22 protein-coding genes are annotated in these 23,023 nt (G+C 73.4%); 13 read left to right on the top strand and 9 right to left on the bottom strand.

Going from position 1 to position 23,023, the window contains the following annotated elements; genetic code table 11:
- Positions 1 to 5: 5 nt before the first annotated feature.
- Positions 6 to 1,475, bottom strand: a complete 1,470-nt coding sequence (locus tag JT721_RS11025; RefSeq protein WP_205473186.1) for an MFS transporter — start codon at positions 1,473 to 1,475, stop codon at positions 6 to 8.
- A 282-nt stretch (positions 1,476 to 1,757) separates the two neighbouring features.
- Here JT721_RS11025 and JT721_RS11020 point away from each other — a divergent pair, with 282 nt between their 5' ends.
- The 6 genes from JT721_RS11020 (at position 1,758) to JT721_RS10995 (ending at position 9,239) form a co-directional block, all read left to right on the top strand.
- Complete coding sequence (locus tag JT721_RS11020; RefSeq protein ID WP_205473185.1) at positions 1,758 to 2,066, top strand: GIY-YIG nuclease family protein; 309 nt, start codon at positions 1,758 to 1,760, stop codon at positions 2,064 to 2,066.
- 679 nt (positions 2,067 to 2,745) lie between these two features.
- Complete coding sequence (locus JT721_RS11015; RefSeq protein WP_205473184.1) at positions 2,746 to 3,096, top strand: DUF485 domain-containing protein; 351 nt, start codon at positions 2,746 to 2,748, stop codon at positions 3,094 to 3,096.
- A gap of 1 nt (position 3,097) precedes the next feature.
- A complete protein-coding gene (locus tag JT721_RS11010) occupies positions 3,098 to 4,726 on the top strand; it encodes a cation acetate symporter (RefSeq protein WP_205473183.1) in 1,629 nt (542 codons plus the stop codon).
- Between the two features lie 154 nt (positions 4,727 to 4,880).
- On the top strand, positions 4,881 to 6,890 hold the full coding sequence (gene acs / locus JT721_RS11005) for an acetate--CoA ligase (RefSeq protein ID WP_205473182.1): 2,010 nt from the start codon (positions 4,881 to 4,883) through the stop codon (positions 6,888 to 6,890).
- Between the two features lie 656 nt (positions 6,891 to 7,546).
- Positions 7,547 to 8,830: a Na+/H+ antiporter NhaA gene (gene nhaA, locus JT721_RS11000; RefSeq protein ID WP_205473181.1), complete on the top strand. Its 1,284-nt coding sequence runs from the start codon at positions 7,547 to 7,549 to the stop codon at positions 8,828 to 8,830.
- 10 nt (positions 8,831 to 8,840) lie between these two features.
- Entirely contained in the window at positions 8,841 to 9,239 is a 399-nt protein-coding gene (locus JT721_RS10995) for a phage holin family protein (protein ID WP_205473180.1), read from the top strand.
- Positions 9,240 to 9,259: 20 nt separating this feature from the next.
- On the opposite strand, the gene JT721_RS10990 is transcribed toward JT721_RS10995, so the two are convergent.
- The 4 genes from JT721_RS10990 to nth are packed head-to-tail and all read right to left on the bottom strand — an operon-like array spanning position 9,260 to position 12,472.
- Positions 9,260 to 10,435, bottom strand: coding sequence for a MarP family serine protease (locus tag JT721_RS10990; RefSeq protein WP_205473179.1), 1,176 nt, complete (start codon positions 10,433 to 10,435; stop codon positions 9,260 to 9,262).
- Positions 10,432 to 11,148 (bottom strand): CoA pyrophosphatase, encoded by a 717-nt coding sequence (locus tag JT721_RS10985; RefSeq protein WP_307828000.1) that lies wholly within the window; start codon positions 11,146 to 11,148, stop codon positions 10,432 to 10,434. Before JT721_RS10985 ends, JT721_RS10990 begins: the two co-directional genes overlap by 4 nt.
- Positions 11,145 to 11,771 (bottom strand): TlpA disulfide reductase family protein, encoded by a 627-nt coding sequence (locus JT721_RS10980; protein ID WP_205473178.1) that lies wholly within the window; start codon positions 11,769 to 11,771, stop codon positions 11,145 to 11,147. The genes JT721_RS10985 and JT721_RS10980 overlap by 4 nt, the downstream gene beginning before the upstream one ends.
- On the bottom strand, positions 11,768 to 12,472 hold the full coding sequence (gene nth / locus JT721_RS10975) for an endonuclease III (protein WP_307827999.1): 705 nt from the start codon (positions 12,470 to 12,472) through the stop codon (positions 11,768 to 11,770). Before nth ends, JT721_RS10980 begins: the two co-directional genes overlap by 4 nt.
- Positions 12,473 to 12,633: 161 nt before the next feature.
- On the opposite strand from nth, the gene JT721_RS10970 reads away from it, so the two are divergent.
- The 3 genes from JT721_RS10970 to JT721_RS10960 all read left to right on the top strand — a co-directional run bounded on the left by JT721_RS10970 (position 12,634) and on the right by JT721_RS10960 (position 15,335).
- Positions 12,634 to 13,311, top strand: a complete 678-nt coding sequence (locus JT721_RS10970; protein WP_205473177.1) for a Crp/Fnr family transcriptional regulator — start codon at positions 12,634 to 12,636, stop codon at positions 13,309 to 13,311.
- A 69-nt stretch (positions 13,312 to 13,380) separates the two neighbouring features.
- Positions 13,381 to 13,890 carry a SigE family RNA polymerase sigma factor gene (locus JT721_RS10965; RefSeq protein ID WP_205473176.1) on the top strand — a complete coding sequence of 170 codons (510 nt, stop codon included), beginning with the start codon at positions 13,381 to 13,383 and terminating at the stop codon, positions 13,888 to 13,890.
- Positions 13,887 to 15,335, top strand: coding sequence for a hypothetical protein (locus tag JT721_RS10960; RefSeq protein WP_205473175.1), 1,449 nt, complete (start codon positions 13,887 to 13,889; stop codon positions 15,333 to 15,335). Before JT721_RS10965 ends, JT721_RS10960 begins: the two co-directional genes overlap by 4 nt.
- Before the next feature lie 186 nt (positions 15,336 to 15,521).
- Here the strand turns inward: JT721_RS10960 and JT721_RS10955 are convergent, their stop codons facing one another.
- From JT721_RS10955 to JT721_RS10940, 4 genes are read right to left on the bottom strand one after another with little or no spacing between them, the layout of a single operon-like run.
- Positions 15,522 to 16,328, bottom strand: a complete 807-nt coding sequence (locus JT721_RS10955; RefSeq protein ID WP_307827998.1) for an MBL fold metallo-hydrolase — start codon at positions 16,326 to 16,328, stop codon at positions 15,522 to 15,524.
- On the bottom strand, positions 16,325 to 17,194 hold the full coding sequence (locus tag JT721_RS10950; protein WP_205473174.1) for an NUDIX domain-containing protein: 870 nt from the start codon (positions 17,192 to 17,194) through the stop codon (positions 16,325 to 16,327). The genes JT721_RS10955 and JT721_RS10950 overlap by 4 nt, the downstream gene beginning before the upstream one ends.
- Positions 17,195 to 17,199: 5 nt before the next feature.
- On the bottom strand, positions 17,200 to 17,652 hold the full coding sequence (locus tag JT721_RS10945) for a RidA family protein (protein WP_205473173.1): 453 nt from the start codon (positions 17,650 to 17,652) through the stop codon (positions 17,200 to 17,202).
- Positions 17,649 to 17,801, bottom strand: a complete 153-nt coding sequence (locus JT721_RS10940; RefSeq protein ID WP_205473172.1) for a hypothetical protein — start codon at positions 17,799 to 17,801, stop codon at positions 17,649 to 17,651. Before JT721_RS10940 ends, JT721_RS10945 begins: the two co-directional genes overlap by 4 nt.
- An 81-nt stretch (positions 17,802 to 17,882) precedes the next feature.
- On the opposite strand from JT721_RS10940, the gene JT721_RS20860 reads away from it, so the two are divergent.
- The 4 genes from JT721_RS20860 (at position 17,883) to JT721_RS10920 (ending at position 23,022) form a co-directional block, all read left to right on the top strand.
- Positions 17,883 to 19,067, top strand: a complete 1,185-nt coding sequence (locus tag JT721_RS20860) for a sensor histidine kinase (RefSeq protein WP_205473171.1) — start codon at positions 17,883 to 17,885, stop codon at positions 19,065 to 19,067.
- Positions 19,064 to 19,747 carry a response regulator transcription factor gene (locus JT721_RS10930; protein ID WP_307827996.1) on the top strand — a complete coding sequence of 228 codons (684 nt, stop codon included), beginning with the start codon at positions 19,064 to 19,066 and terminating at the stop codon, positions 19,745 to 19,747. Before JT721_RS20860 ends, JT721_RS10930 begins: the two co-directional genes overlap by 4 nt.
- A gap of 126 nt (positions 19,748 to 19,873) precedes the next feature.
- A complete protein-coding gene (locus tag JT721_RS10925) occupies positions 19,874 to 20,635 on the top strand; it encodes an ABC transporter ATP-binding protein (RefSeq protein WP_205473170.1) in 762 nt (253 codons plus the stop codon).
- Complete coding sequence (locus JT721_RS10920; RefSeq protein WP_205473169.1) at positions 20,632 to 23,022, top strand: FtsX-like permease family protein; 2,391 nt, start codon at positions 20,632 to 20,634, stop codon at positions 23,020 to 23,022. Before JT721_RS10925 ends, JT721_RS10920 begins: the two co-directional genes overlap by 4 nt.
- Position 23,023 lies beyond the last annotated feature (1 nt).

Below are 23,023 nucleotides of genomic sequence, written 5' to 3'. Positions count from 1 at the left end.
GTCGGTCAAATGCCCGCTCCGGCCAGGCTGGTCGCCCGGGCGGTGGCCGGCCGGCGCAGGTACACGGCCCAGGTCACCGCCGCGCACACGACGTAGAACCCGGTGAACACCACGAAGGCGCCACGGGTCGCCGACAGCGGGTCGTCGACCCACGGCGAGCTGAACGCCAGCGGGATCAGGAAGCCGCCGGTCGCCCCGACCGCGCCGATCACGCCGATCGCAGCCGAGGAGCGGGTGGTGGAGGCAACCAGCGCGGCGCGGCGCTCGGGGGTGCCGGGCTCGGTGGCGCGCTCGGCCTCGGTGCGGAAGATCGCCGGGATCATCTTGTACGTCGAGCCGTTGCCGATCCCGGTGGCGGCGAAGATGCACAGGAAGAAGCCGAGGAACCACGGGAACCAGGCCTGGTTGTCGAGCGCCACCGCCGGCTCGGCCCCCGGGTTGGGGGTCAGCCGGGTCAGCGTCCACAGCACCGCCAGGGTGAAGACCGTCATCGCCGAGAACGCCGCCAGCGTGACCCGCGCACCGCCGTAGCGGTCGGCAAGCCAGCCGCCCAGCGGCCGGGTCAGCGAGCCGATCCCGGCGCCGAGGAAAGCGAAGTAGGCGAAGTAGATGCCGGTGCCGAGCGGGGCCGGGTCGGGCACCCAGAAGTTGAGCTTGATCAGCAGCGGCATCGCGGCGGAGTAGCCGATGAACGAGCCGAAGGTGCCGATGTAGAGGAACGCCATCACCCACGTCTGCCGGTGGGTCACCACCGCCAGCTGCTCGCGGGCGCTGGAGACCGCGGTGGTGAGGTTGTCCATGAACAGCCACGCCGCCCCGGTCGCCACCACCGCCAGCGCGGCGTACACGTAGGCCGCCCGCTCGAGGTGGATGCCGCCGTCCCCGGCCTTGACCAGCCCGAAGATCCCGGCGCCCCCGACGATCACCGGCAGCAGCAGCTGGATCAGCGAGACCCCGAGGTTGCCGCCCGCGGCGTTCAGCCCGAGCGCCGCACCCTTGCGGGCGGCCGGGAAGAAGAAGTTGATGTTGGCCATCGAGCTGGCGAAGTTGCCGCCGCCGAAGCCGGCCGTCGCCGCGATCAGGCAGAACACCCAGTACGGCGTACCGGGGTCCTGCACCGCCACCGCGAACAGCAGGGTCGGCACCAGCAGCAGCGCCGCGCTCACCATCGTCCAGTTGCGCCCCCCGAACCGCGGCACCGCGAAGGTGTAGGGCAGCCGCAGCAGCGAGCCGACCAGGTTGGGCAGCGCCACCAGCAGGAACAGCTGCTGCGCCGAGAAGCTGAACCCCTGGGCCAGCAGGAACGCCGAGCTGACGCTCCAGATCAGCCACGCCGAGAACCCCAGGTGCTCGGCGAAGATCGACCACGCCAGGTTGCGGCGGGCCACCTGCCGTCCGCCGTTCTCCCAGAACTCGGGGTCCTCGGGCCGCCAGTCGTCGATCCACCGGCCGGTCCGTCGTGCTGTCTGCGTCATGCCCCGATCCGACGCCCCCGGTGTCACGCCCGCGTTCGCCCTCGTGAACGTCCACGTCAACTTCCGCTCACGACCTCACAACCGGGTGGTGCCGCTGGTCGAGCAGCGACGAGCGTCCGTCGAGACCTCGCCCACCGCTGGTCGAGCAGTGACGAGCGCTAGCGAGGAGCGCCCGTCGAGACCCCAGACGGCCGAACGCCCTCCGTCCCCGACGGGGTGCTCTCGTCCACAGGTGCCAGCGGCTCGGGCGTGATCCCGCGAGCGCCGGGGCAGGGAGGAGCCATGACGGCCTGGGTCTACATCCTCGAGTGCGCCGACGGGTCCTTCTACGTCGGCAGCACGGTGAACCTGGACCGCAGGGTTCAGCAGCACCAGGAAGGGACGGCCGCGGCGTACACCCGCCCCCGTCGACGTCGACCGGTACGACTGGCGTGGGCTGGTGACTTCGCGCGCGTCGACGAGGCGTTCGCCTTCGAGAAGCAGGTGCAGAACTGGAGCCGGGCCAAGCGGATCGCCCTCATCGAGGGCCGGTGGGGCGACCTGCCGGGCCTCGCACGCGGACGGTCGCGCCCCCCGCTCGACGAGCAGTGACACCGTGGTCGAGCAAAGACGAGCGCCAGCGAGGAGCGCCCGTCGAGACCCCGGACAGCCAAACACCCTCCCGTCCCCACCGGAGGGCTCTCGTCTCACCCGGTCTCGACGACGCTCGCTAGCGCTCGCTGCTCGACCAGCGGTACGCGCCAGTGATCGAGCAGCGACGAGGGAACGCTTCCCGTCCCCACCGGAGGGCTCTCGTCTCACCCGGTCTCGACGACGCTCGCTGGCGCTCGCTGCTCGATCAGCGGTACGCGCCAGTGGTCGAGCAGCAACGAGTGAACGCCCTCCGTCCCCGACCGGAGGACTCCCACCTCACCCGGTCTCGACGACGCTCGCTAGCGCTCGCTGCTCGACCAGCGGTAGGCGCCGGTGGTCGAGCAGCGACGAGCGCCAGCGAGGAGCGCCCGTCGAGACCCCGGACAGCCAAACACCCTCCCGTCCCCACCGGAGGGCTTCCGTCCCACCGGGTCTCGACGACGCTCGCTGGCGCTCGCTGCTCGACCGCCGACCCAACCGCTCGTCGCGCCCAACCGACCGCTCACCGACCACGGTGCTCCGCTGACCGACCGATCCGCGCGGACCTCTCTCCAGGGCCCGTGGGGCGTCCCTAGCGTGACCGCCATCACACCGCCGACGCTCAGGGTCGGCGGGCGTCCGCAAAGGGGGTGCTCCGATGTCAGAACCCGATGACGAGCGAGCCGTGCACGACGACCCGGTGTACGCCGAGCTGCACGCTCGGCCCGAGTTCACCGAGCTCCGCAAGGCCTACCGGGGGTTCGTGTTCCCGGCGACCGTCGCCTTCCTGATCTGGTACCTGCTCTACGTGGTGCTCTCGAACTGGGCCGGCGACTTCATGGGCCACAAGCTGTTCGGCAACATCAACGTCGCCCTGGTCTTCGGGGTGCTGCAGTTCGTGACCACGTTCCTCCTGGCCTACGTCTACAGCCGCTACTCCACCAGCCGGCTCGACCCGCTGGCCCGCCAGCTCCAGGACGAGTACGACGCCCGCGCGGGAGGCCGCTGACATGGACCACCAGGTACTCACCACCGTCCTCTTCCTCGCGGTCGTCGCGCTGACCGTCGGCATCACCTTCTGGGCGAGCCGGCAGACGCAGGGCGCGGCCGACTTCTACGCCGGCGGACGCAGCTTCTCCGGCGTCCAGAACGGCCTGGCCATCGGCGGCGACTACATGTCGGCCGCGTCGTTCCTCGGCATCTCCGGCGCGATCGCGCTGTCGGGCTACGACGGCTTCCTCTACTCGATCGGGTTCCTGGTCGCCTGGCTGGTCGCGCTGCTGCTCGTCGCCGAGGTGCTGCGCAACTCCGGGCGCTACACGATGGCCGACCAGCTCGCCTACCGGATGCGGCAGCGCCCGGTGCGCACGGCGGCGGCCACCTCGACCGTGGTCGTGTCGATCTTCTACCTGCTGGCGCAGATGGTCGGTGCCGGTGCGCTGGTCTCGCTGCTGCTCGGCGTCGACGGCGACGCCGCGAAGAACCTGACGATCCTCGCGGTCGGCATCCTGATGATCTTCTACGTCACCGTCGGCGGCATGAAGGGCACGACCTGGGTGCAGATCGTCAAGGCCGTGCTGCTGATGACCGGCTCGGCGCTGATCGTGGTGCTGGTGCTGGCGCAGTTCGACTTCAACCTCTCCGACCTGCTCGGCACCGCCGCCTCCAACAGCGGCCAGGGCTCGGCGTTCCTCGAGCCGGGGCTGAAGTACGGCGTCAGCACGACCAGCAAGATCGACTTCCTCAGCCTCGGCCTGGCCCTGGTGCTCGGCACCGCGGGGCTCCCGCACATCCTGATCCGCTTCTACACGGTGCCGACCTCGCGCGACGCGCGGAAGTCGGTGCTGTGGGCGATCGGCCTGATCGGCGTCTTCTACCTCTTCACGCTGGTGCTCGGCTTCGGGGCCGCGGCGCTGCTCAAGGGCGACAAGATGGGCGAGGTGGCCACGTCGGGAGGCAACCTGGCGAGTCCGTTGCTGGCCGAGGAGGTCGGCGGCGGCGGTGGGTCCACGGGCGGCGCGGTGCTGCTGGCGATCATCGCGGCGGTCGCGTTCGCGACGATCCTGGCGGTGGTGGCCGGCCTGGTGCTGGCCAGCTCGACCAGCGTGGCGCACGACATCTACAACTCGGTGATCAAGCGCGGCAGGGCCACCGAGAAGCAGGAGCTCAAGGTGGCCCGCCTCGCGGCCGCCGGCATCGGCCTCGTCGCGATCCTGCTGGCGATCCCGGCGCAGAAGCTCAACGTCGCCTTCCTGGTGGCACTGGCGTTCGCGGTGGCGGCCTCGGCCAACCTGCCGGCGATCGTCTACAACATGTTCTGGCGGCGCTTCAACACCCGCGGCGCCGTGTGGAGCATCTACGGCGGCCTGATCTCCTCGGTGGGCCTGGTCATCTTCAGCCCGATCATGTCGGGCAAGGGCGAGGACGCCACCGGCAAGAACCTGTCGCTGCTGCCGACCAGCATCGACATCTCGTGGTTCCCGCTGGAGAACCCGGGCATCGTCTCCATCCCGCTCGGCTTCTTCCTCGGCTGGCTGGGGACGGTCACCAGCAAGGAGCCCGAGAGCGCCGAGCGCTACACCGAGCTCGAGGTCCGCGCCCTCACCGGCGCGGGCGCCGAGGTCGCGGTGAAGCACTAGCCGCACCGACCGGGGGGTGACGGCGGGCGGGACCGGACGACCGGTCCCGCCCCTCGGGCAACCTCCCCGACCGAGGCGTCGCCACGCTGGGCCCGTGGTCCTAGTGTGGCGAGAGCCACTCCACCGTTCGACCCTGCGAGACCAAGGAGCTGTCGTGAGCGAGACCGAGGAGACCCTGGCCAACCTGCTGAAGGAGGACCGGCGGTTCGAGCCCCCGGCCGACCTGGCGGCCGACGCCAACCTCAAGGAGGAGGCGTACGCGCGGGCCGCGGCCGACCGTGAGGGCTTCTGGGCCGAGCAGGCCGAGCGGCTCAGCTGGGACCGGAAGTGGGACCAGGTCCTCGACTGGAGCAACCCCCCGTTCGCGAAGTGGTACGTCGGCGGCACGCTCAACGCGGCGTACAACTGCGTCGACCGGCACGTCGAGGCCGGCCGCGGCGACAAGGTCGCGCTGCACTGGGTCGGCGAGCCCGTCGACGACAAGCGCTCGATCACCTACGCCGAGCTCAAGGACGAGGTCTCGCAGGCCGCCAACACCTTGACCGAGCTGGGCGTCGAGGCGGGCGACCGGGTCGCGATCTACATGCCGATGATCCCCGAGGCGATCGTGGCGATGCTGGCCTGCGCCCGGATCGGGGCGCCGCACACGGTGGTCTTCGGCGGGTTCTCCTCCGACGCCCTGGCCTCCCGGCTCGAGGACTGCCAGGCCAAGGTGGTGATCACCGCCGACGGCGGCTACCGCCGCGGGGCGCCGTCGGCCCTCAAGCCGGCCGTCGACGAGGCGCGGGCCAAGGCCGCCGACCTCGGCCACACCGTCGCGAAGGTGCTGGTGGTCCGGCGTACCGGCCAGGACCTCGGTGCCGACGGCTGGGACGACGCCGTCGACGTGTGGTGGCACGAGTCGGTCGAGCAGGCCTCCACCGACCACACACCTCGGGCGTTCGACTCCGAGCACCCCCTCTACGTCATGTACACCTCGGGCACCACCGGCAAGCCCAAGGGGATCCTGCACACCACGGGCGGCTACCTCACCGGCGCGGCGTACACCCACTGGGCCGTCTTCGACCTCAAGCCCGAGACCGACGTCTACTGGTGCACCGCCGACATCGGCTGGGTCACCGGCCACTCCTACATCGTCTACGGCCCGCTCGCCAACGGCGCGACCCAGGTGCTCTACGAGGGCACCCCCGACTCGCCCGAGCGCGGCCGGTGGTGGCAGATCATCGAGGAGTACGGCGTCACGCTCTTCTACACCGCGCCCACGGCGATCCGCTCGTTCATGAAGCAGGGCAGGGAGATCCCCGACCGGTCCGACCTCTCGAGCCTGCGGATCCTCGGCTCGGTGGGCGAGCCGATCAACCCCGAGGCCTACGTCTGGTACCGCCACGTCATCGGCGGCGACCGCACCCCGGTCGTCGACACCTGGTGGCAGACCGAGACCGGCTCGATCATGATCAGCCCACTCCCCGGCGTCACCCACGGCAAGCCCGGCTCGGCGATGATCCCGATTCCCGGGGTCGCGGCCGAGGTCGTCACCGAGGAGGGCGAGGCGGTGCCGAACGGGTCGGGCGGCTACCTGGTGCTCACCGAGCCGTGGCCCTCGATGCTCCGCACGATCTGGGGCGACGACGAGCGGTTCAAGGACACCTACTGGTCGCGCTACGAGAAGCAGGGCTTCTACTTCGCCGGCGACGGCGCGAAGAAGGACACCGACGGCGACCTGTGGGTGCTCGGCCGGGTCGACGACGTCATGAACGTCTCCGGCCACCGGCTCTCCACCACCGAGATCGAGTCGGCCCTGGTCTCCCACCCCAAGGTCGCCGAGGCCGCGGTGGTGGGCGCCAAGGACGAGGACACCGGCCAGGCCGTCTGCGCGTTCGTCATCCTCCGCGAAAGTGCACTGGGCGACGGTGCCAGTGATGAGCAGAGCGACATCGTGGCCGAGCTGCGCAAGCACGTGCGCAAGGAGATCGGCCCGATCGCGACGCCACGCCAGATCATGATCGTCCCCGAGCTCCCCAAGACCCGCTCGGGCAAGATCATGCGCCGCCTGCTCCGCGACGTCGCCGAGCACCGCGAGGTCGGCGACGTCACCACCCTCGCCGACTCCTCGGTGATGGAGCTGATCTCGCAGGGCATCGACAGCGGCAAGGGCGAGGACTGACGTACCGCTGGTGCTTGCTGGTTGAGGTGCGAGCGAAGCGAGCCTCGAAACCCCAGACGGCCGAAAACCCTCCGGTGCGGACGGGAGGGCTTTCGGCTCACCGGGTCTCGAGACAGGACTTCGTCCTTCCTCGACCACCGGTGGTTGAGGAAGTCGCGCTAGCGACTGTCTCGAAACCCCCGCCGGCCGAACGCCCTCCGGTGGGAACGGGAGGGTTCTCGGCTCGCCGGGTCTCGAGGCTCAGGCCTAGCGGCCTTCGCACCTCGACCACCGCACGCCGGCGTGCCGCGCTTCCGGCACGGAGGCGGCGGAGCGACGGGCGTCGTTCGGCACGTCAACGGCGGCGTGGCGCCGAAGCGACGGCCGGGGGACGGCACGGCAGCGTCCGGCGACACGGCAACGAGTGCCGAACGACGTCCGGCGCGCAGCAGCCGCAGTGCCCGACCACGCGCGGCACACCGCACCCCCACCACCACAGCCAGCACCCCATCGAGCCCCGTCCCCGGAGTCGCCACCTACGGCGGGCGGTCGGCTCACCCGGTCTCGACGACGCTCGCTGGCGCTCGCTGCTCGACCACCGGCTCGCCGGTAGGGTGGGTACTGGTGCGCCGGGAAGTCTGGTCGGCAACGAGTCGACCGACCCCCTGAGGAGCCACGTGAGCACCACCCCCACCCGACGCCGGTTGTTCGAGCGCGGGAGCTGGCCGGAGGCGTCCCGGGTCGCGGACGTGCTGCGGGCCGAGGCCACCGGTGGGCTGCTGCTGATCGCCGGGGCGGTGCTGGCGCTGGTGTGGGCCAACTCCCCCCTCTCCGAGGCGTACGCCGAGCTGCGCGACCTCCGGGTCGGGCCGCACGCGCTGCACCTCGACCTGACGCTCGGCACCTGGGCGGCCGACGGGCTGCTGGCGATCTTCTTCTTCGTGGCGGGCCTGGAGCTCAAGCGCGAGTTCGTGGCCGGCGACCTGCGCGACCCCGCCCGGGCCGCGCTGCCGGTGGCGGCCGCCGTCGGCGGCATGGCCGCCCCGGCCCTGATCTACGTCGCCGTCAACGCCGCGACCGACGGCCCGCTGGTCGGCTGGGCGATCCCCACCGCCACCGACATCGCGTTCGCGGTCGCGGTGCTGGCGGTGATCTCGACCCACCTGCCGAGCGGCCTGCGCACGTTCCTGCTCACCCTGGCCGTGGTCGACGACCTGCTGGCGATCACGATCATCGCGCTCTTCTACACCGACGACCTGGCGCTGCCGTGGCTGGCCGCGGCGGTCTTGCCGGTGGCCGTCTTCGGCTGGCTGGTGCAGCGGTGGGTCCACTCCCCCTGGCTGCTGGTGCCGCTCGCGCTGGTGGCCTGGGGCTGCGTCCACGCCTCGGGCGTGCACGCCACGGTGGCCGGGGTGGTGCTGGCGTTCACCGTGCCGGTGCTGCGCAGCGACGGCGAGGACGGGCCCGGGCTGGCCGAGCACCTCGAGCACGTCGTGCGGCCGCTGTCGGCCGGCGTCGCGGTGCCGTTGTTCGCGTTCTTCGCCGCGGGTGTGACCGTCGACGGCTGGGACGGGTTCACCGACGCCCTGCGCGACCCGGTCGCGATCGGGATCGCGCTCGGGCTGGTGCTCGGCAAGGTGGTCGGGATCGCCGGCTCGACGTTCCTGCTGTCGCGCTTCACCCGCGCCGACCTCGACGAGGACCTCTCCTGGGTCGACGTGATCGGCATGGCCCTGCTGGCCGGCATCGGGTTCACGGTCAGCCTGCTCATCGGCGAGCTCGCGTTCGGGCCGGGCTCGGCCACCACCGAGCACGTCAAGGTCGGGGTGCTGACCGGCTCCCTGGTGGCCGCCGCGGCGGCCGCGGTGGTGCTGCGCGCACGCAACCGGGTCTACCGGCGCCTCCACGAGGAGGAACTGCGTGACGAGGACCGCGACGGGGTACCCGACGTCTATGAGTAGGGTGACGCGCATGTCCCAGGTGAACGAGACCGACCCGACCATCGGCAAGCTGGTCGCCGACGCGAGCCGCGACATCTCGACCCTGCTGTCGAAGGAGATCGAGCTCGCCAAGAGCGAGCTCAAGATCAGCGTGCGGGCGGGCGGCACCGGGGTCGCGATGTTCGCCGTGGCGGGCTTCCTCGCCCTGATGTCGCTCATCATGCTGTCGGTCGCGATCGCCTACTTCATCCACTGGGGCGGCGAGGGCCTGGCGCTGCACTGGGCGTTCCTGATCGTGTTCGGGTTCTACCTCCTGCTCGCCGGCCTGCTGGTCTTCGTGGGCGTGCGCAAGGTCAAGCAGGTACGCGCGCCGGAGAAGGCGATCGAGCAGGGCCGCGAGATCCCGCGCGCGCTGCGCGGCCAGGCCTGAGCCCGTCCCGATCCCGGCCGTCAGCCGGCGCAGGCGCCGCTCGACACCTCTTCGCGGCTGGTGATGCCGGCCGCCGCACTCTGGCCGACCTGCTCGGCGGTGAGGGCGTAGCCGGTCTCCTTGTCGGTGACCGAGGCGGCGAACACCACGCCCACGACGTCGCCGCCGGAGCTGAGGATCGGCCCGCCGGAGTTGCCGGGGCGCACGGTGCCGCGCAGCGAGAACACCTCGCGGATCACGGTGCCGTCGCCGTAGATGTCGGGTGAGCGGAGCCGCTGCTCGGAGCGGATCCGGCCGGCGGTGACGTTGAACGGGCCGTCCTCGGGGTAGCCGAGGATCGCGACGCCGTCGCGCGCCTTGGCGGTCTCGTCGAGCTGGAGCGGGTCGATGGCGCCGCTCTCGAAGGCCAGCACCGCGACGTCGAGGTCGGGGTCGTAGTGGACGACGGTGGCCTCGACCGACTCGTCGTCGAGGTAGACCCGCGGCTCCCGCACACCGGCCACCACGTGGGCGTTGGTCATCAGCCGGTCGGGGGCGAAGACGAAGCCGGTGCCCTCGATGCCGCGGCCGCAGGAGTTGCTGCCGCGCACCTTGAGCACGGCGGGCTGGGCGCGGACGACGTCGGGGTCGCGCAGCAGCCGGCGGTCGCCCGGGGAGACCTCCACGATCCGCTCGGGCGAGAACGGCTCGAGGTAGCGCGGGAAGAAGCCGGTGCCGACGACGTCGTTGAACGCGCCGAGCAGCTGGCCGGCCGAGGTCGGCAGCACCGAGTTGACCTTGGCCAGCACGGTCGAGGAGCGCACCAGCGGGGTGACGCCGTTGATCCGCGAGCCGGAGATCGCCACGCCGAGGGCCCAGGCGACGACGAGCACGGCGGCCGCGCTCAGCACGGCGCCGCCCACCGCGTCGAGGGCCCGGGCGGGCTGCCAGGTGATCCGGTCCCGGAGCCGGGCCCCGGCGTACTGGAACAGACCCTGCCCGAGCGAGGCGGCCAGGATCACGATGAACAGCGCACCGAGCGAGACCAGCAGCGACGGGTCTGCGTTGCCGAGGGCCCGGGGCGCCAGCCAGATGCCGAACAGGCCGCCGGCCAGCAGGCCGGCGGTGGCGAAGGCGCCGGTGACGAAGCCCTGCCAGTAGCCGGAGAGGGCGTAGGCGCCGACGAGCACCAGCAGCAGCCAGTCGAGCAGGTTCACCGGCGACGCTCCTCGAACTCGGTGTTGGGGACAGCATCGCGGTTGAGCCGCCGCCCACCGAGCATGTAGTCGGGGAGCTCGCGGCGTGGCGCGTCGGGGAGGTCCTCGATCCAGCCGACGAACTCGAAGAGCCGGGCGATGATCCCGGCGGTGAAGCCCCAGCAGATGACGTCGTGGTCGGGTCCGATGAGGAAGCCCGGCGAGACCCAGCCGGGCGTGGGCCCCTGGATGGTGATCCGGTGGGCGGGGTCGCGCAGCTCCGCGATCGGCACCCGGTAGACCTCGTGGACCTCGTCGGGCGACATCACCGAGACCGGGCTCGGCTCGCGCCACCAGCCGACCACCGGGGTCACGGCGAAGTTGCTGGGCGGCAGCCACAGCACCGGCAGCTCGCCGAGGACCTCGACGCCGGCGGGGTCGAGGCCGGTCTCCTCCTCGGCCTCCCGCAGCGCGGCCTCGACCGGCCCCTCACCCGGGTCGAGCGAGCCGCCGGGGAACGACACCTGCCCGGGGTGGGAGCGCATCCCGTGGGCGCGCTCGGTGAGCAGCAGGTCGGGACCCTCGGGCCCCTCCCCGAACAGCATCAGCACGCTGCCCTCGCGGGCCTCGGCGTCGTCGGGCGGGGCGAACCGGGTGAGGTCGTGCACCGAGATGTCGCCGAGGGCCTCGACGACGGGCAGCAGCCAGGCGGGCACGCCGTCGTGGCCGGTCACAGCCGGATCCCCAGGTGCTCCTCGACGAGGTCGGTGAGGTCGGAGAGCTCCTCGACCTCCTGGTACTTCACGTACGCCACCGTGCCGTCCTCGGCCACCAGCGCGACGATCGGCAGGCCGACGACCCGGAAGGGGTCGGCGGCGAACAGCTCGCCGTCGGGGTCGGCCAGCTGGGGGTACGTCGCGCCGCTCTCGGTGAGCTCCTCCATCGCCTTGCCGGGTTGGGGATCCTCGTAGTCGATGCCCAGCACGCCGACCCGGTCGCCGTGGCGCTGGTGCAGCTGCTCGTAGATCGGGAGCTCGCGCCGGCACGGCCCGCACCACTGGGCCCACAGGTTGACCACCAGCGGTCCGCGCAGCGACGACAGGTCGACCTCGGGCCCACCGCCGAAGCACGGCAGGGCGACCTCGGGCAGCCCGTCCTCGACCGGCTCGCCGGTGCCGGGCACGCAGTCGTCGATGCCGGCGGCCTGCTTCGCCTCGCGCAGCTCGGCGCTGTCGACGTCGATGTCGGCCCGGCCCGGCCCCGGCACGAAGTCGCGGCCACCGTCGGAGCACCCGGCGAGCAGCAGCGCGCCGACGAGCGCCCCGGCCAGCAGCCGGGCGGCTCGGCGTGACGTCACGCCGGTCCCTCGGTGCGCAGCAGCCCGACCGCCACCTCGGGGTCGGTGGGGCCCTCGCCGTACGACGGGCACCATCGCGCGACCGGGCAGGCGCCGCACGCCGGCTTCTTGGCGTGGCAGCAGCGGCGGCCGTGCCAGATCAGGTGGTGGCTGAGCATCACCCAGTCGCGCTTGGGGAACAGCGCACCGACGGCGTGCTCGGCCTTGACGGGGTCGGTCTCCTCGGTGAACCCGAGGCGACGCGAGAGCCGGCCGAAGTGGGTGTCGACGGTGATGCCGGGGATGCCGAAGGCGTTGCCGAGCACGACGTTCGCGGTCTTGCGGCCGACGCCGGGCAGCTGCACCAGGTCGTCGAGCCGCGGCGGCACCTCTCCGTTGTGGCGCTCGAGCAGCGCCGCGCTCAGCTTGAGCAGCGACTCGGTCTTGGCCCGGAAGAAGCCGAGCGGACCGAGGATGCCCTCGAGCACCTCGCGGTCGGCCGCCGCCATCGCCTTCGCGTCGGGGTACGCCGCGAACAGGGTGGGCCGGACGGCGTTCACGCGTCGGTCGGTGGTCTGGGCGCTGAGCACCGTGACGACCAGCAGCTCGAAGGGGTTGTCGAAGTCGAGCTCGCAGCGGGCGTCGGGGTAGGTCTCGGCGAGCACCCGGTCGACCTTGCGCGCCCGGCGCACCAACGCGGTCGGCGTCTCCTGGTCCGGCACGTCGACAGCCTACGGCGCGCCGCCGACGCCCCCGGCGGCGACCGCCGCCGACCGAGGACTCGCGAGCAGGTCCGGTGCGGATGTGCCTGTGAGGAATCACACTGGCCTAGGATTGGCGACGTCGCCCCGCGAACGTCGGGCGCCGGCCCCGAGGAGGGTGTGTGGACAACGAGGTACTCCGTCAGGCCCCACTGTTCAGCGCGCTGGACGACGAGGCCGCGACCGCGCTCCGCGCCTCGATGGCCGAGAACCGGCTCCGCCGCAGCGAGGTGCTCTTCCACGAGGGCGACTCCGGCGACAAGCTCTACATCGTGCTCACCGGCAAGGTGAAGCTCGGCCGCACCTCCAGCGACGGCCGCGAGAACCTCCTCGCCGTGCTCGGACCCGGCCAGATGTTCGGCGAGCTGTCGCTCTTCGACCCCGGCCCGCGCTCCGCCACGGTCACCGCGGTGACCGACTCGACGTTCGCGTCGCTCTCCCACGAGGACCTCCTGCGCTGGCTCGAGGGCCGTCCCATGGTCGCCCGAGGCCTGCTGTCCCAGCTCGCGGCCCGGCTCCGCAAGGCCAACGACGTCGTGGCCGACCTGGTCTTCTCCGACGTGCCCGGCCGGGTCGCCAAGGCGCTGCTCGACCTCGCCGACCGGTTCGGCCGCTCGGCCGACGACGGGGTCCACGTGCACCACGACCTCACCCAGGAGGAGCTGGCCCAGCTGGTCGGCGCCTCCCGCGAGACGGTGAACAAGGCGCTCGCCGACTTCGCCTCCCGCGGCTGGCTGCGCCTCGAGCCCCGCTCCGTCGTGATCATGGACCTCGAGCGGCTGGCCCGCCGGGCCCGCTGAGGATTTCTCGCGACACCTGACCCCCGAGACCGCTCCGCCTCGCGTAGGAGTGGGTGAGAGGGGGCCGACGTGCCGACTGCCGAGAACGACGAGGACGCCTTCCGGGCGTTCGTCGTCGCGCGCACGCCCGCCCTGTCGCGCACGGCGTACCTGCTCACCGGGGACGCCCACCTCGCGGAGGACCTCGTGCAGACAGCCCTGTTCAAGGCCGCCCGGGCCTGGCACCGGATCGACGGCGACCCGGAGCCCTACGTGCGCCGGATCCTCTACACCCAGAACGTCTCGTGGTGGCGCGCGCGGCGGGTGCGGGAGACGCCGCTGACCGGCTACGACGCGCCCGCTCCGGTCGGCGACGCCGACCTGCGGCTGACGCTCGAGCGCGCACTCGCCCGGCTGACGGTGCGGCAACGCACCGTGCTCGTGCTCCGGTACTTCGAGGACCTCACCGAGGTGCAGGTCGCGCACGTGCTCGGCATCGGGCCCGGCACGGTGAAGTCGATCGCCCGGCAGGCGCTCGGCCGGCTGCGGAACGTGGCGCCCGAGCTCGCGGGGCTGGTCGGCGACGGGGGTGCTCGGTGAGCGCCGAGGAGCTGCGCGAGCAGCTGGCCCGGATCGGCGACCGGGCACCCGTCGCCGACGTACCGCCCGACACGTGGGCGCGCGGACGGCGCTCGCTGCGCCGGGCCCGGCTCGCCACGGCCGGGGCGGTGGTCGCGGCGGTGACGGTGGTCGCGGGCCTGGTCGCCTGGCTCCCGGCACGCGACGCCGAGCCGCCGGTCGCCGACCGGTCGTCGCTGGGGGTGCCGGACCGGATCGAGCTGCCGCCCGAGCGGATGTCGGACCGGTCCAGCGACGACAGCTGGACGCGCGAGGAGGTGAGCGACGACCTGGCCGTGGGCGTCGGGGCCGCCGCGTTCGTGACCCCGTTCGGGCTGCCGGTCGTGGTCGACGCCGCTGACGGCTCCCACCACCTGCTCGACCTGCCCGACTTCGCCGGCAACGCCTCCTTGGTAGCCCACGGGCTCTTCTCCGACCGCCTCGCCCTCGAGCTCTCCCCCGACGGCACCCGGCTGGCCTACGCCTACGCCGAGATCGGGCCGGAGTCCGACTCCGCGCCGATCCCGAGCGGCGTCCGGGTCGTCGACCTCGGCGACGGCTCGGTGCGCACCATCCCCGTCGTCGGCGGCGAGGGCGTGGTGGTCACCGACGTCGGCTGGTCGCCCAGCGGCTCCTGGCTGGTGTGGCGGGGGGCGCAGCTGTCGTCGTGGACGAGCGGGTCGATGGGCGGGGTCGAGCGCGACGTCGCGGGCCGGGTCGCCCCCGGTGCCGTCGCGTCCGACCGCATCCGGCTGCCGTCTGGCAACGCCTCGGTCACCGCCGCGATCGACGACCGGGGCACCGTCGTGCTGTCCGGGGACGCCGCGGTGCGGCTGGTGTTCCCCGAATCTCCTCCCGTCGGGGTGACGGAGACGGACGACGTCATCGTCCGGGAACCGTCGTTCTCGGTGCACGTCGCGTGGCGCGGGCCGGTCGTCCACGACGTACGCCTCACGGACGACGCCCAGGAGCACGTCGTCGCGAGTCACGTCACGAGTCCGGGTTTCGACCAGCCGATGGAAGCCGCGCGACGGCCCTTCCCGTTCCCCCAGGAGACCTCGGGGCGGCCCCTGGCGGTGCTGGGCTGGGTCGACGACGAGCACCTGCTGGTGCGGGTCGGGCAGGAGGGAGAGCCGGCGGTCGGGTCGCTGGGCGAGCTCGCGGTCGTCGGTCCCGGAGGCCCCGACCTTCCCGGGACCTACCGCGTCGTCGGCGAGCTCGACGAGGGGCTCCCTCGCCTGAGCGTGGCCACCGACCTGGTCACCGTCGACCACCCGACCGTCGAGCGGCCCGCCCCCGACTGGCCCTGGTCGGAGGAGCGGATCTCGCTCACCATCGGCCTCGGTGTCGCCGGCGCGCTCAGCGTGCTCTGGCTGCTGCGACGGGGGTGGCGGGTGTGGCTGGCGAGGCGACGGCCGGCGTTGTAGCACGCTGTCCACGTCGCTACCCGGTCGCTGCACCGGGTCGGGAAGTGTGGGGAACAGCGTGCTACCGCCGCTGGCCCGCGACCCGGCGCTCGGCCGCATGTAACGCCCGGTTGTCGCAACTGGTGCGCCTCTACAAGGGCGCGCCAGTCCGGATAACCGAGCGTTACAAGGGTGGGTGGGCCGGGGTCAGCGGCGGGCGAGGTACGCCAGCTGGGCGCGCACCGACCACTCGGCGGCGCCCCACAGCGACTCGTCGACGTCGGCGTAGACCACCTCGACCACGCGGCGCGGCAGGGACTCGTCGTCGGGGTCGGGGTGGGTGATGCCGAGCGAGGCGAGGGCCGACTCGACCTGGGCCAGCCGCTGGCGGCGGTGGACGAGGTAGTGCTCGAGGGTGCCACGGGCGTCGTGGAGCACCGGCCCGTGGGCGGGCCACAGGGTCTCGACGGCGCCGGAGATGGCGAGGTCGCGCATCCGCTCGATCGAGGTGAAGTACGACGCCAGGTCGCCGTCGGGCCACGCGATCACCGTGGTGCCGCGGCCGAGCACCATGTCGCCGGTCAGCAGCGTCCGCTCGGCGGGGAGCAGCAGCGAGATCGAGTCCTCGGTGTGGCCGGGGGTGAGCACCACCTCGAGCCGGAGCCCGTCGACGTCGATCACCTCGCCGTCGGCCAAGGGGTCGGCGCCGAACGACAGGTCGGGGCTGAGCGCCCGCACCGGGCAGCCCTTGCGGCGACCCAGCTCCTCGGCAACCTCGGAGTGGTCGAAGTGGTGGTGGGTGACCAGCACCAGCCCGACGTCGCCCGACTGCTCGTCCAGCAGGTCGAGGTGGCCGTCCTCGACCGGGCCGGGGTCGACCACCACGCCGCGGGTCGCGCCCGGCTCGCGCAGCAGCCAGGTGTTGGTGCCGTCGAGGGTCATCATCCCGGGGTTCGGCGCGAGCAGGCAGGTGCCCCGCTCGCCGAACGGCCCGCCCGACCAGGCGTCGTTCACGACCCGTGCCTCGCCGCGAGCACCGGCTCCAGGTGGGGCGGGATCGACAGCGTCCACCCCTCGCCGAGCGGTACGACGCCCGGCGTGTGCATCTCGACGGTCCGCTCCCGCGCGGCGGCGACCACCTCGGCCGGGCCGGCGTGCTGGCTGACCTCGAGGGAGGTGAGGTAGGTGGGCGGCATCATCAGCATCTCGCCGGCCTCGGCCATCGCGACCGCGTCGGCGGCGGGCAGCCAGGCCACCTCGGACGACTCGGTGGAGACGTCGCGGGTGCGCTGGCCCTCGGGGAGCAGCGCGACGAAGAACCAGGTGCGGTAGCGCTTCGGCTCGAAGACCGGCGTCAGCCACGCGCCCCAGACGCCGAGCAGGTCGGTGCGCAGCACCAGCCCGCGCCGGTCGAGGAAGTCGGTCATCGCCAGCTCGCGCGACTCCAGCGCGACCCGGTCGGCCTCCCAGTCGTCGCCGGTGGTGTCGGCGACCACCTCGTCGGCCGAGGGGCCGGCGAGCAGCACGCCGGACTCCTCGAACGTCTCGCGCACCGCGGCGCACACCAGCGCCCGGGCGGTCTCCTCGTCGCAGCCCAGGCGTGCGGCCCAGTCGGCCTCCGACGGGCCGGCCCAGGCGACGTCGTGGTCGAAGTCGCGGGGGTCGACGCCACCGCCGGGGTAGACGCACATGCCGGCGGCGAAGTCCATCGAGACCTGGCGGCGCAGGTAGTAGACGAGCGTGCCGCGCTCGGAGGCGCGGAGCAGGATCACCGTGGCGGCGTCGCGCGGCTCGACCGGCTCGCGCCGGCCCTCGTCGTACTCGCGCGCCACCTCCACCACGTGCTCGGGCAGCGGCACCGGCGGGATCGGGATCCGCACCCGGCTCAGACCTCCACGACGAGCTCGACCTCGACCGGGGAGTCCAGCGGTAGCACCGGCACCCCCACGGCCGAGCGGGCGTGGACGCCGCCGAACACCGTGCCGAAGAGCTCGGATGCGCCGTTGGCGACCCCGGGCTGGCCGGTGAAGTCGGGGGTCGAGGCCACGAACGCGACCACCTTGACGACCCGCTTCACCAGGGCCAGGTCGCCGACCTCCGCCTTGACCGCGGCGATCGCGTTGAGCGCGCACTGCTGGGCGTAGGTGTACGCCTCCTCGGCGCTCACTTCGCCGCCGACCTTGCCGGTGGCCATCAGCTCGCCGTCACGCATCGGCAGCTGCCCCGAGGTGAAGACGTGGTTGCCCGAGCGCACGGCGGGCACGTACGCCGCCACCGGCTTGGCCACCTCCGGGACGATGAGCCCCAGCTCGGCCAGCCGCTCCTCGGGCCCGGTCACGACCGCGGCCGCTTGAGGAAGGCGACCAGGCCGCCCTGGGCGTTGGTGTGGATGGCGACCAGCTCCCAGCCGTCCTCGCCGAAGTTGTTGAGCATCAGCGCCTCGTTGTGGAGCGGAATCGGCGCCACCTGGTACTCCCACTTGGTCATGCCCGGCACCCTACTCTCGGCGGACCCCCCTCATCCCGTGGGCTGACGCCCCGCCCGCCCGCCGCCGCTACCGTGACCGGCGTGACCACCGCCGACGCGGCCGCCCCGCCGCTGCCCCGCACCTGGCAGCTGGGGCCGCGGGGCCAGCGTCGCCTCGACCGCGGCCTGGTGGCGCTGCTGCTGCTCCCGGTGCCGGGCTACCTGGCCCTCGCCGACCCGGCGGCCACCGTCGCACTGGTCGTGATCCAGGTGGTGCCGCTGCTGTGGCGTCGTCGTCACCCAGCGGGGGTGTTCGCCGTCGTGGCCCTGGGCAGCGCGGTCCAGCTGCCGTTGCTCGACAGGCCGTTGCACAGCCAGATCGCGTACCTGGTCGCCGTCTACTCGCTAAGCCGCTTCGGCTCCGTGCGCGCCACCGTCGTCGCCTGCGCCGTCTCCGTGACGGCGGCGGTTGCCGCGTCCGTCGACTGGTTGCTGGGCTTCGGCGCCGAGCAGGTCACCCGATCCGCCTTCCAACCGTACTTCCTGACCATCACGACGCTGGTCGTCACGGCCGTGGCGCTCGGCACGCTCGGTCGCACCCGCCAGGCCTACGTCGATGCCCTGGTCGAGCGCGGCGAGCGGATCGCCCACGAGGCGGCCCAGCAGGTCGAGCTGGCCGCCTCCCAGGAGCGGGCCCGGATCGCCCGCGAGATGCACGACGTGGTCGCCCACGGGCTGTCGGTGATCGTCGTGCAGGCCGACGGCGCCCGCTACGCCGCCGCGGCCGACCCCGACGCGGCGACCCGCACCTTGGCCACCATCGCCGACACCGGCCGGGCCTCGCTCACGGAGATGCGCCGGCTGCTCGGGCTGCTGCGCTCCGGCGACGTCACCGGCACCCGACCGCAGCCGCGCCTCGACGACCTCGCCGTGGTGGTGGAGGAGTCGCGCGCGGCCGGCACCGAGGTGCGCGCGACGCTGCCGCCGCCGGGGGCGGTGGTGCCCGACGGCGTCGCGCTGACGGCGTACCGGGTGGTGCAGGAGGCGCTCTCGAACGTGCGCAAGCACGCCGGTCCCGGCGCGACCGCGACCGTCGAGGTGGTCGTGGGGGCGGGCGCCGTGCGGGTCACGGTGGACGACGACGGGCGCGGCGCGGCCGCCGCCGACGACGGCCGCGGGCTGGGCCTGGTCGGCATGCGCGAGCGGGTGGCGGTGCACGACGGCGAGCTGGTCGCCGGGCCCCGGCCCGGAGGCGGGTTCCGGGTCTCGGCGAGGATCCCGCTGTGACCACCACCCCGGCACCGGCGGAGCCGATCCGCGTCTTCCTGGTCGACGACCAGGCGATGGTGCGCGGCGGCTTCCGGATGCTGGTCGACAGCCAGCCCGACCTCACGGTCGTCGGCGAGGCCGGCGACGGCCACGAGGCGGTCGAGCGGCTCGCGGTGACCCGGGCCGACGTGGTGCTGATGGACGTGCGGATGCCCCGGATGGACGGCGTCGACGCCACCCGGGCGCTCACCGCCCGGCCCGACGGGCCGCGGGTGATCGTGCTGACCACCTTCGACCTCGACGAGCACGCCTTCGCCGCGATCAAGGCCGGCGCGGCGGCGTTCCTGCTCAAGGACGCCACGCCGCCCGACCTGCTGGCCGCGATCCGCGCCGTCCACGCCGGCGACTCGGTGGTCGCGCCCAGCACCACGCGCCGGCTGCTCGACCACTTCGCCGCGACCCTGCCCGACCCCACCGAGCCGCCCCGAGACCAGCGGCTCGAGGGCCTCACCGAGCGCGAGCGGGAGGTGCTGGTGCTGGTCGCCCGCGGGCTGTCCAACACCGAGGTCGCCGAGCAGCTGGTCGTCGCCGAGGCCACGGTCAAGACCCACGTCGGCCGGCTGCTGGCCAAGACCGGGTCGCGCGACCGGGTGCAGCTGGTGGTGCTGGCCTACGAGACGGGTCTGGTCGGGGGCTGACGGCCCGCGGTCCGACCGGCTCCGCCCCGGGTCGTACGCCGGCCGGGCGGGTCCGCCCGGCGTCGTACGCCGACACCGGCCCGCAGCCTGACGACCCGGGGTCAGCCGCCGCGAAGACTCGGCGGCATGACCCAGATCCTCAGCTCCAGCACCGACCTGCCCACCTCGGGGTTCGCGGCCGTGGCCCGCGGCCTGACCCGCACCTACGGCCGCGGCGACGCCGCCGTGCACGCCCTGCGGGGCGTCGACCTCGGCCTGCCGGTGGGCCGGTTCACCGCGATCATGGGCCCGTCGGGCTCGGGCAAGTCCACGCTCATGCACTGCCTGGCCGGGCTGGACCAGCCGACCTCGGGCTCGGTCGCGGTGGCCGGCACCGCCCTGGAGGACCTCGACGACACCGCGCTCACGCTGTTCCGGCGCGAGCACCTCGGCTTCGTCTTCCAGTCCTTCAACCTGCTCCCGATGCTGACCGCAGGCCAGAACATCCTGCTGCCCCTCGAGCTGGCCGGCCGGCAGCCCGACCGGCAGCGCCACGACGAGCTGATCGCCACCCTCGGCCTCGGCGACCGGCTCACCCACCGCCCCCACGAGCTCAGCGGCGGCCAGCAGCAGCGGGTCGCGATCGCCCGGGCGCTGGTGCACGAGCCCGCGGTCGTCTTCGCCGACGAGCCCACCGGCAACCTCGACAGCGAGTCGTCCGCGGAGGTGCTGGGGCACCTGCGCCGCACCGTGCGCGAGCTCGGGCAGACGGTGGTGATGGTGACGCACGAGCTCGACGCGGCGGCGTACGCCGACGACGTCGTGGTGATCGCCGACGGCACCATCCGCGCCCACCTGGTCGAGCCGTCGGCCGACCAGCTCGTCGCGACCCTGCGGGGCGAGCGATGAGGACGGTGCTGCTCGCCTCGCTGCGCACCCACACCCGGCGCTACGTCGCCGCCGTGCTGGCGGTCACGATCGGCGTCGGTTTCGTGGTCGCCACCAACGCGATCGCCTCGGCGGCCCGCGACGGCATGGTCGCCGGGGTCGCGCTGCCCTACGACGACGCGGACGCCGTGGTCACCGACCTCAGCGGCGCGGAGGCGGTCACGCTGGTCGACCGGGCCGCTCGGGCCGGCGACTCCGCGGCCGTGCTGGGCTGGACGATGCAGCCGGTCCGCGGGTCGCGGGTCTCCGACCGGGTCGACGTCGGCGCGATCGCCGACGACCCGGTGCTGCGCTGGCAGGTGGTCGAGGAGGGCCGCTTCCCGCGCGGGCCGGGCGAGGCCGTCGCCGACGTCAACGCCGCCAAGAGCGAGGGCGTCGGGGTGGGCGACCCGCTCACCGTGGGCGCCGGCAGCCGGGCGGTCGAGGTGACCGTGGTCGGCCTGGTCGACAGCCCGTCGGCCAGCGTCGGGGCCACGCTCTACCTGCCCTGGTCGGAGGTCACGGCCTGGTCGCAGACCCTCTACGTCGACAGCGTCGCCTACCGCGGCGCGGGACCGGAGGAGCTCTCGGGCGTGCCCGGGACGGTGCGGGACGTCGACGAGTTCGTCGAGGACCGATCCACGGAGCTGAGCCAGGGTGTCAACGTCCTCGCCTACGTGCTGCTGCTCTTCGCCGCGATCGCGCTGACCGTCGCGGTGCTGGTCATCGCCAACACGTTCTCGATCCTGTTCGCCCAGCGCACCCGCGACTTCGCGCTGCTGCGCTGCGTGGGCGCGACCCGTCGTCAGGTGCTGCGCTCGGTGCGGGTGGAGGCGCTGCTGCTGGGGGCCGTCTCCTCGGTGGTCGGCGTGGTGGCCGGTGCCGGACTCGGCCTCGGCCTGGTCGCCCTGGTGCGCGAGCTCTCGCCCCGGGCCCCGCTGGGCGCGGTGTCGTTCTCGCCGGCGTGGCTCGCCGCCGCCCTGGTGACCGGCCTGGTCGTCACGCTGCTCGCGGCCTGGCTGCCCACCCGCAAGGTGGTGCGGGTCAGCCCGCTGGCCGCCCTGCGCCCCGACCAGGACGTCGACGTGCACACCGCGGCCGGCCGGCTGCGCATCGGCCTCGGCCTGGCGCTCGTGGTGGGCGGCGTCGGGCTGCTCGCGGCGTCGGTCGCGGTCACCTCGGTCGCGCCCATGCTGGCCGGCGGGATCGCCTCGTTCAGCGGGCTGCTGCTGCTCGGCCCGGTGCTGGTGCCGGCGCTGATCCGGCTGGGAGGCGGCGCCCTGGGCCGGGTCGGGGGCACCACCGCCCGGCTGGCCACCGGCAACGCCGTACGCAACCCCCGGCGGACGGCGGCCACCACCGCCTCGCTGCTGGTGGGAGTCACGCTCACCACCGCGGTGCTCACCGGTCTGGCCACCGCCCGCGGCTCGATCGACGGCGAGATGGCCACCCAGCACCCGGTCGACCTCACGCTCACCGCCACCGGCGACCCGCTGCCGACCACGCTGGTCGGCGACGTGCGCGCCACCCCCGACGTCGCCGCCGCGGTCGCGGTCGAGGGCGTGCGCGCGGAGGTGTCGCACGGCGTCGGCGACCTGCGGGTGCTGACGGTGCCCGACGACGCCGGCACCGTCACCCACGCCGCCCTGCCGCGGCCCCGGCCCGGGGAGATCTGGCTGCCCTACGACGTCGCGCCCGACGCGCGCCGGGTCGCGGTGACCGTCGGCGGTCGCGATGTCACCCTCCGGGTGCGGCTCGGCGAGGGCTGGGACCTCGCGGGGCTGGTCGCGCCCGCGACCCTGGCCCGACTCGGCGACCCGGCGCCGCAGGCGGTCTGGGTGCGCGCCGGCGGTGGCGCCGACGCCGAGGACGTGGCCGGCGACCTCGAGGCGCTCGCCGTCAACGTCGACGCCGAGCTCGGCAACGGCCTGGCCCAGCGGGCCTACGTCACGCTGCAGCTCGACGTGCTCACCGGCGCGGTGGTCGGGCTGCTCGGCATCGCGGTGGTCATCGCGCTGGTCGGCATCGGCAACACGCTCGGCCTCTCGGTGCTCGAGCGCGGCCGGGAGCACTCGCTGCTGCGGGCGCTGGGGCTGACCCGCCGCCAGCTGCGCGCCACCCTGGCCACCGAGGCGGTCCTGCTCTCGGTGGTGGCCACCGTGCTCGGCACCGCCGTGGGCGTCGCCTACGCGTGGGTCGGCAACGAGGCGATGGTCCGGCCGCTGGTCGACGACTCGCCGATGGTGCTGCCGGTCCGGCAGCTGGCCCTGGTGGTCGTGGTCGCCGGGCTGGCCGGGCTGGCGTCGTGCCTGCTGCCGGCCCGCCGCGCGGCGCGGGTGGCGCCGGCCGCCGGCCTGGCCACCGATTGAG

The organism is Nocardioides sp. SYSU D00038, from assembly GCF_016924665.1.
In the GTDB taxonomy this organism is placed as follows: Bacteria; Actinomycetota; Actinomycetes; order Propionibacteriales; family Nocardioidaceae; genus Nocardioides.
Note: the sequence above shows the minus strand (reverse complement) of the source record. Positions and strands in the feature narration are given on the sequence as shown.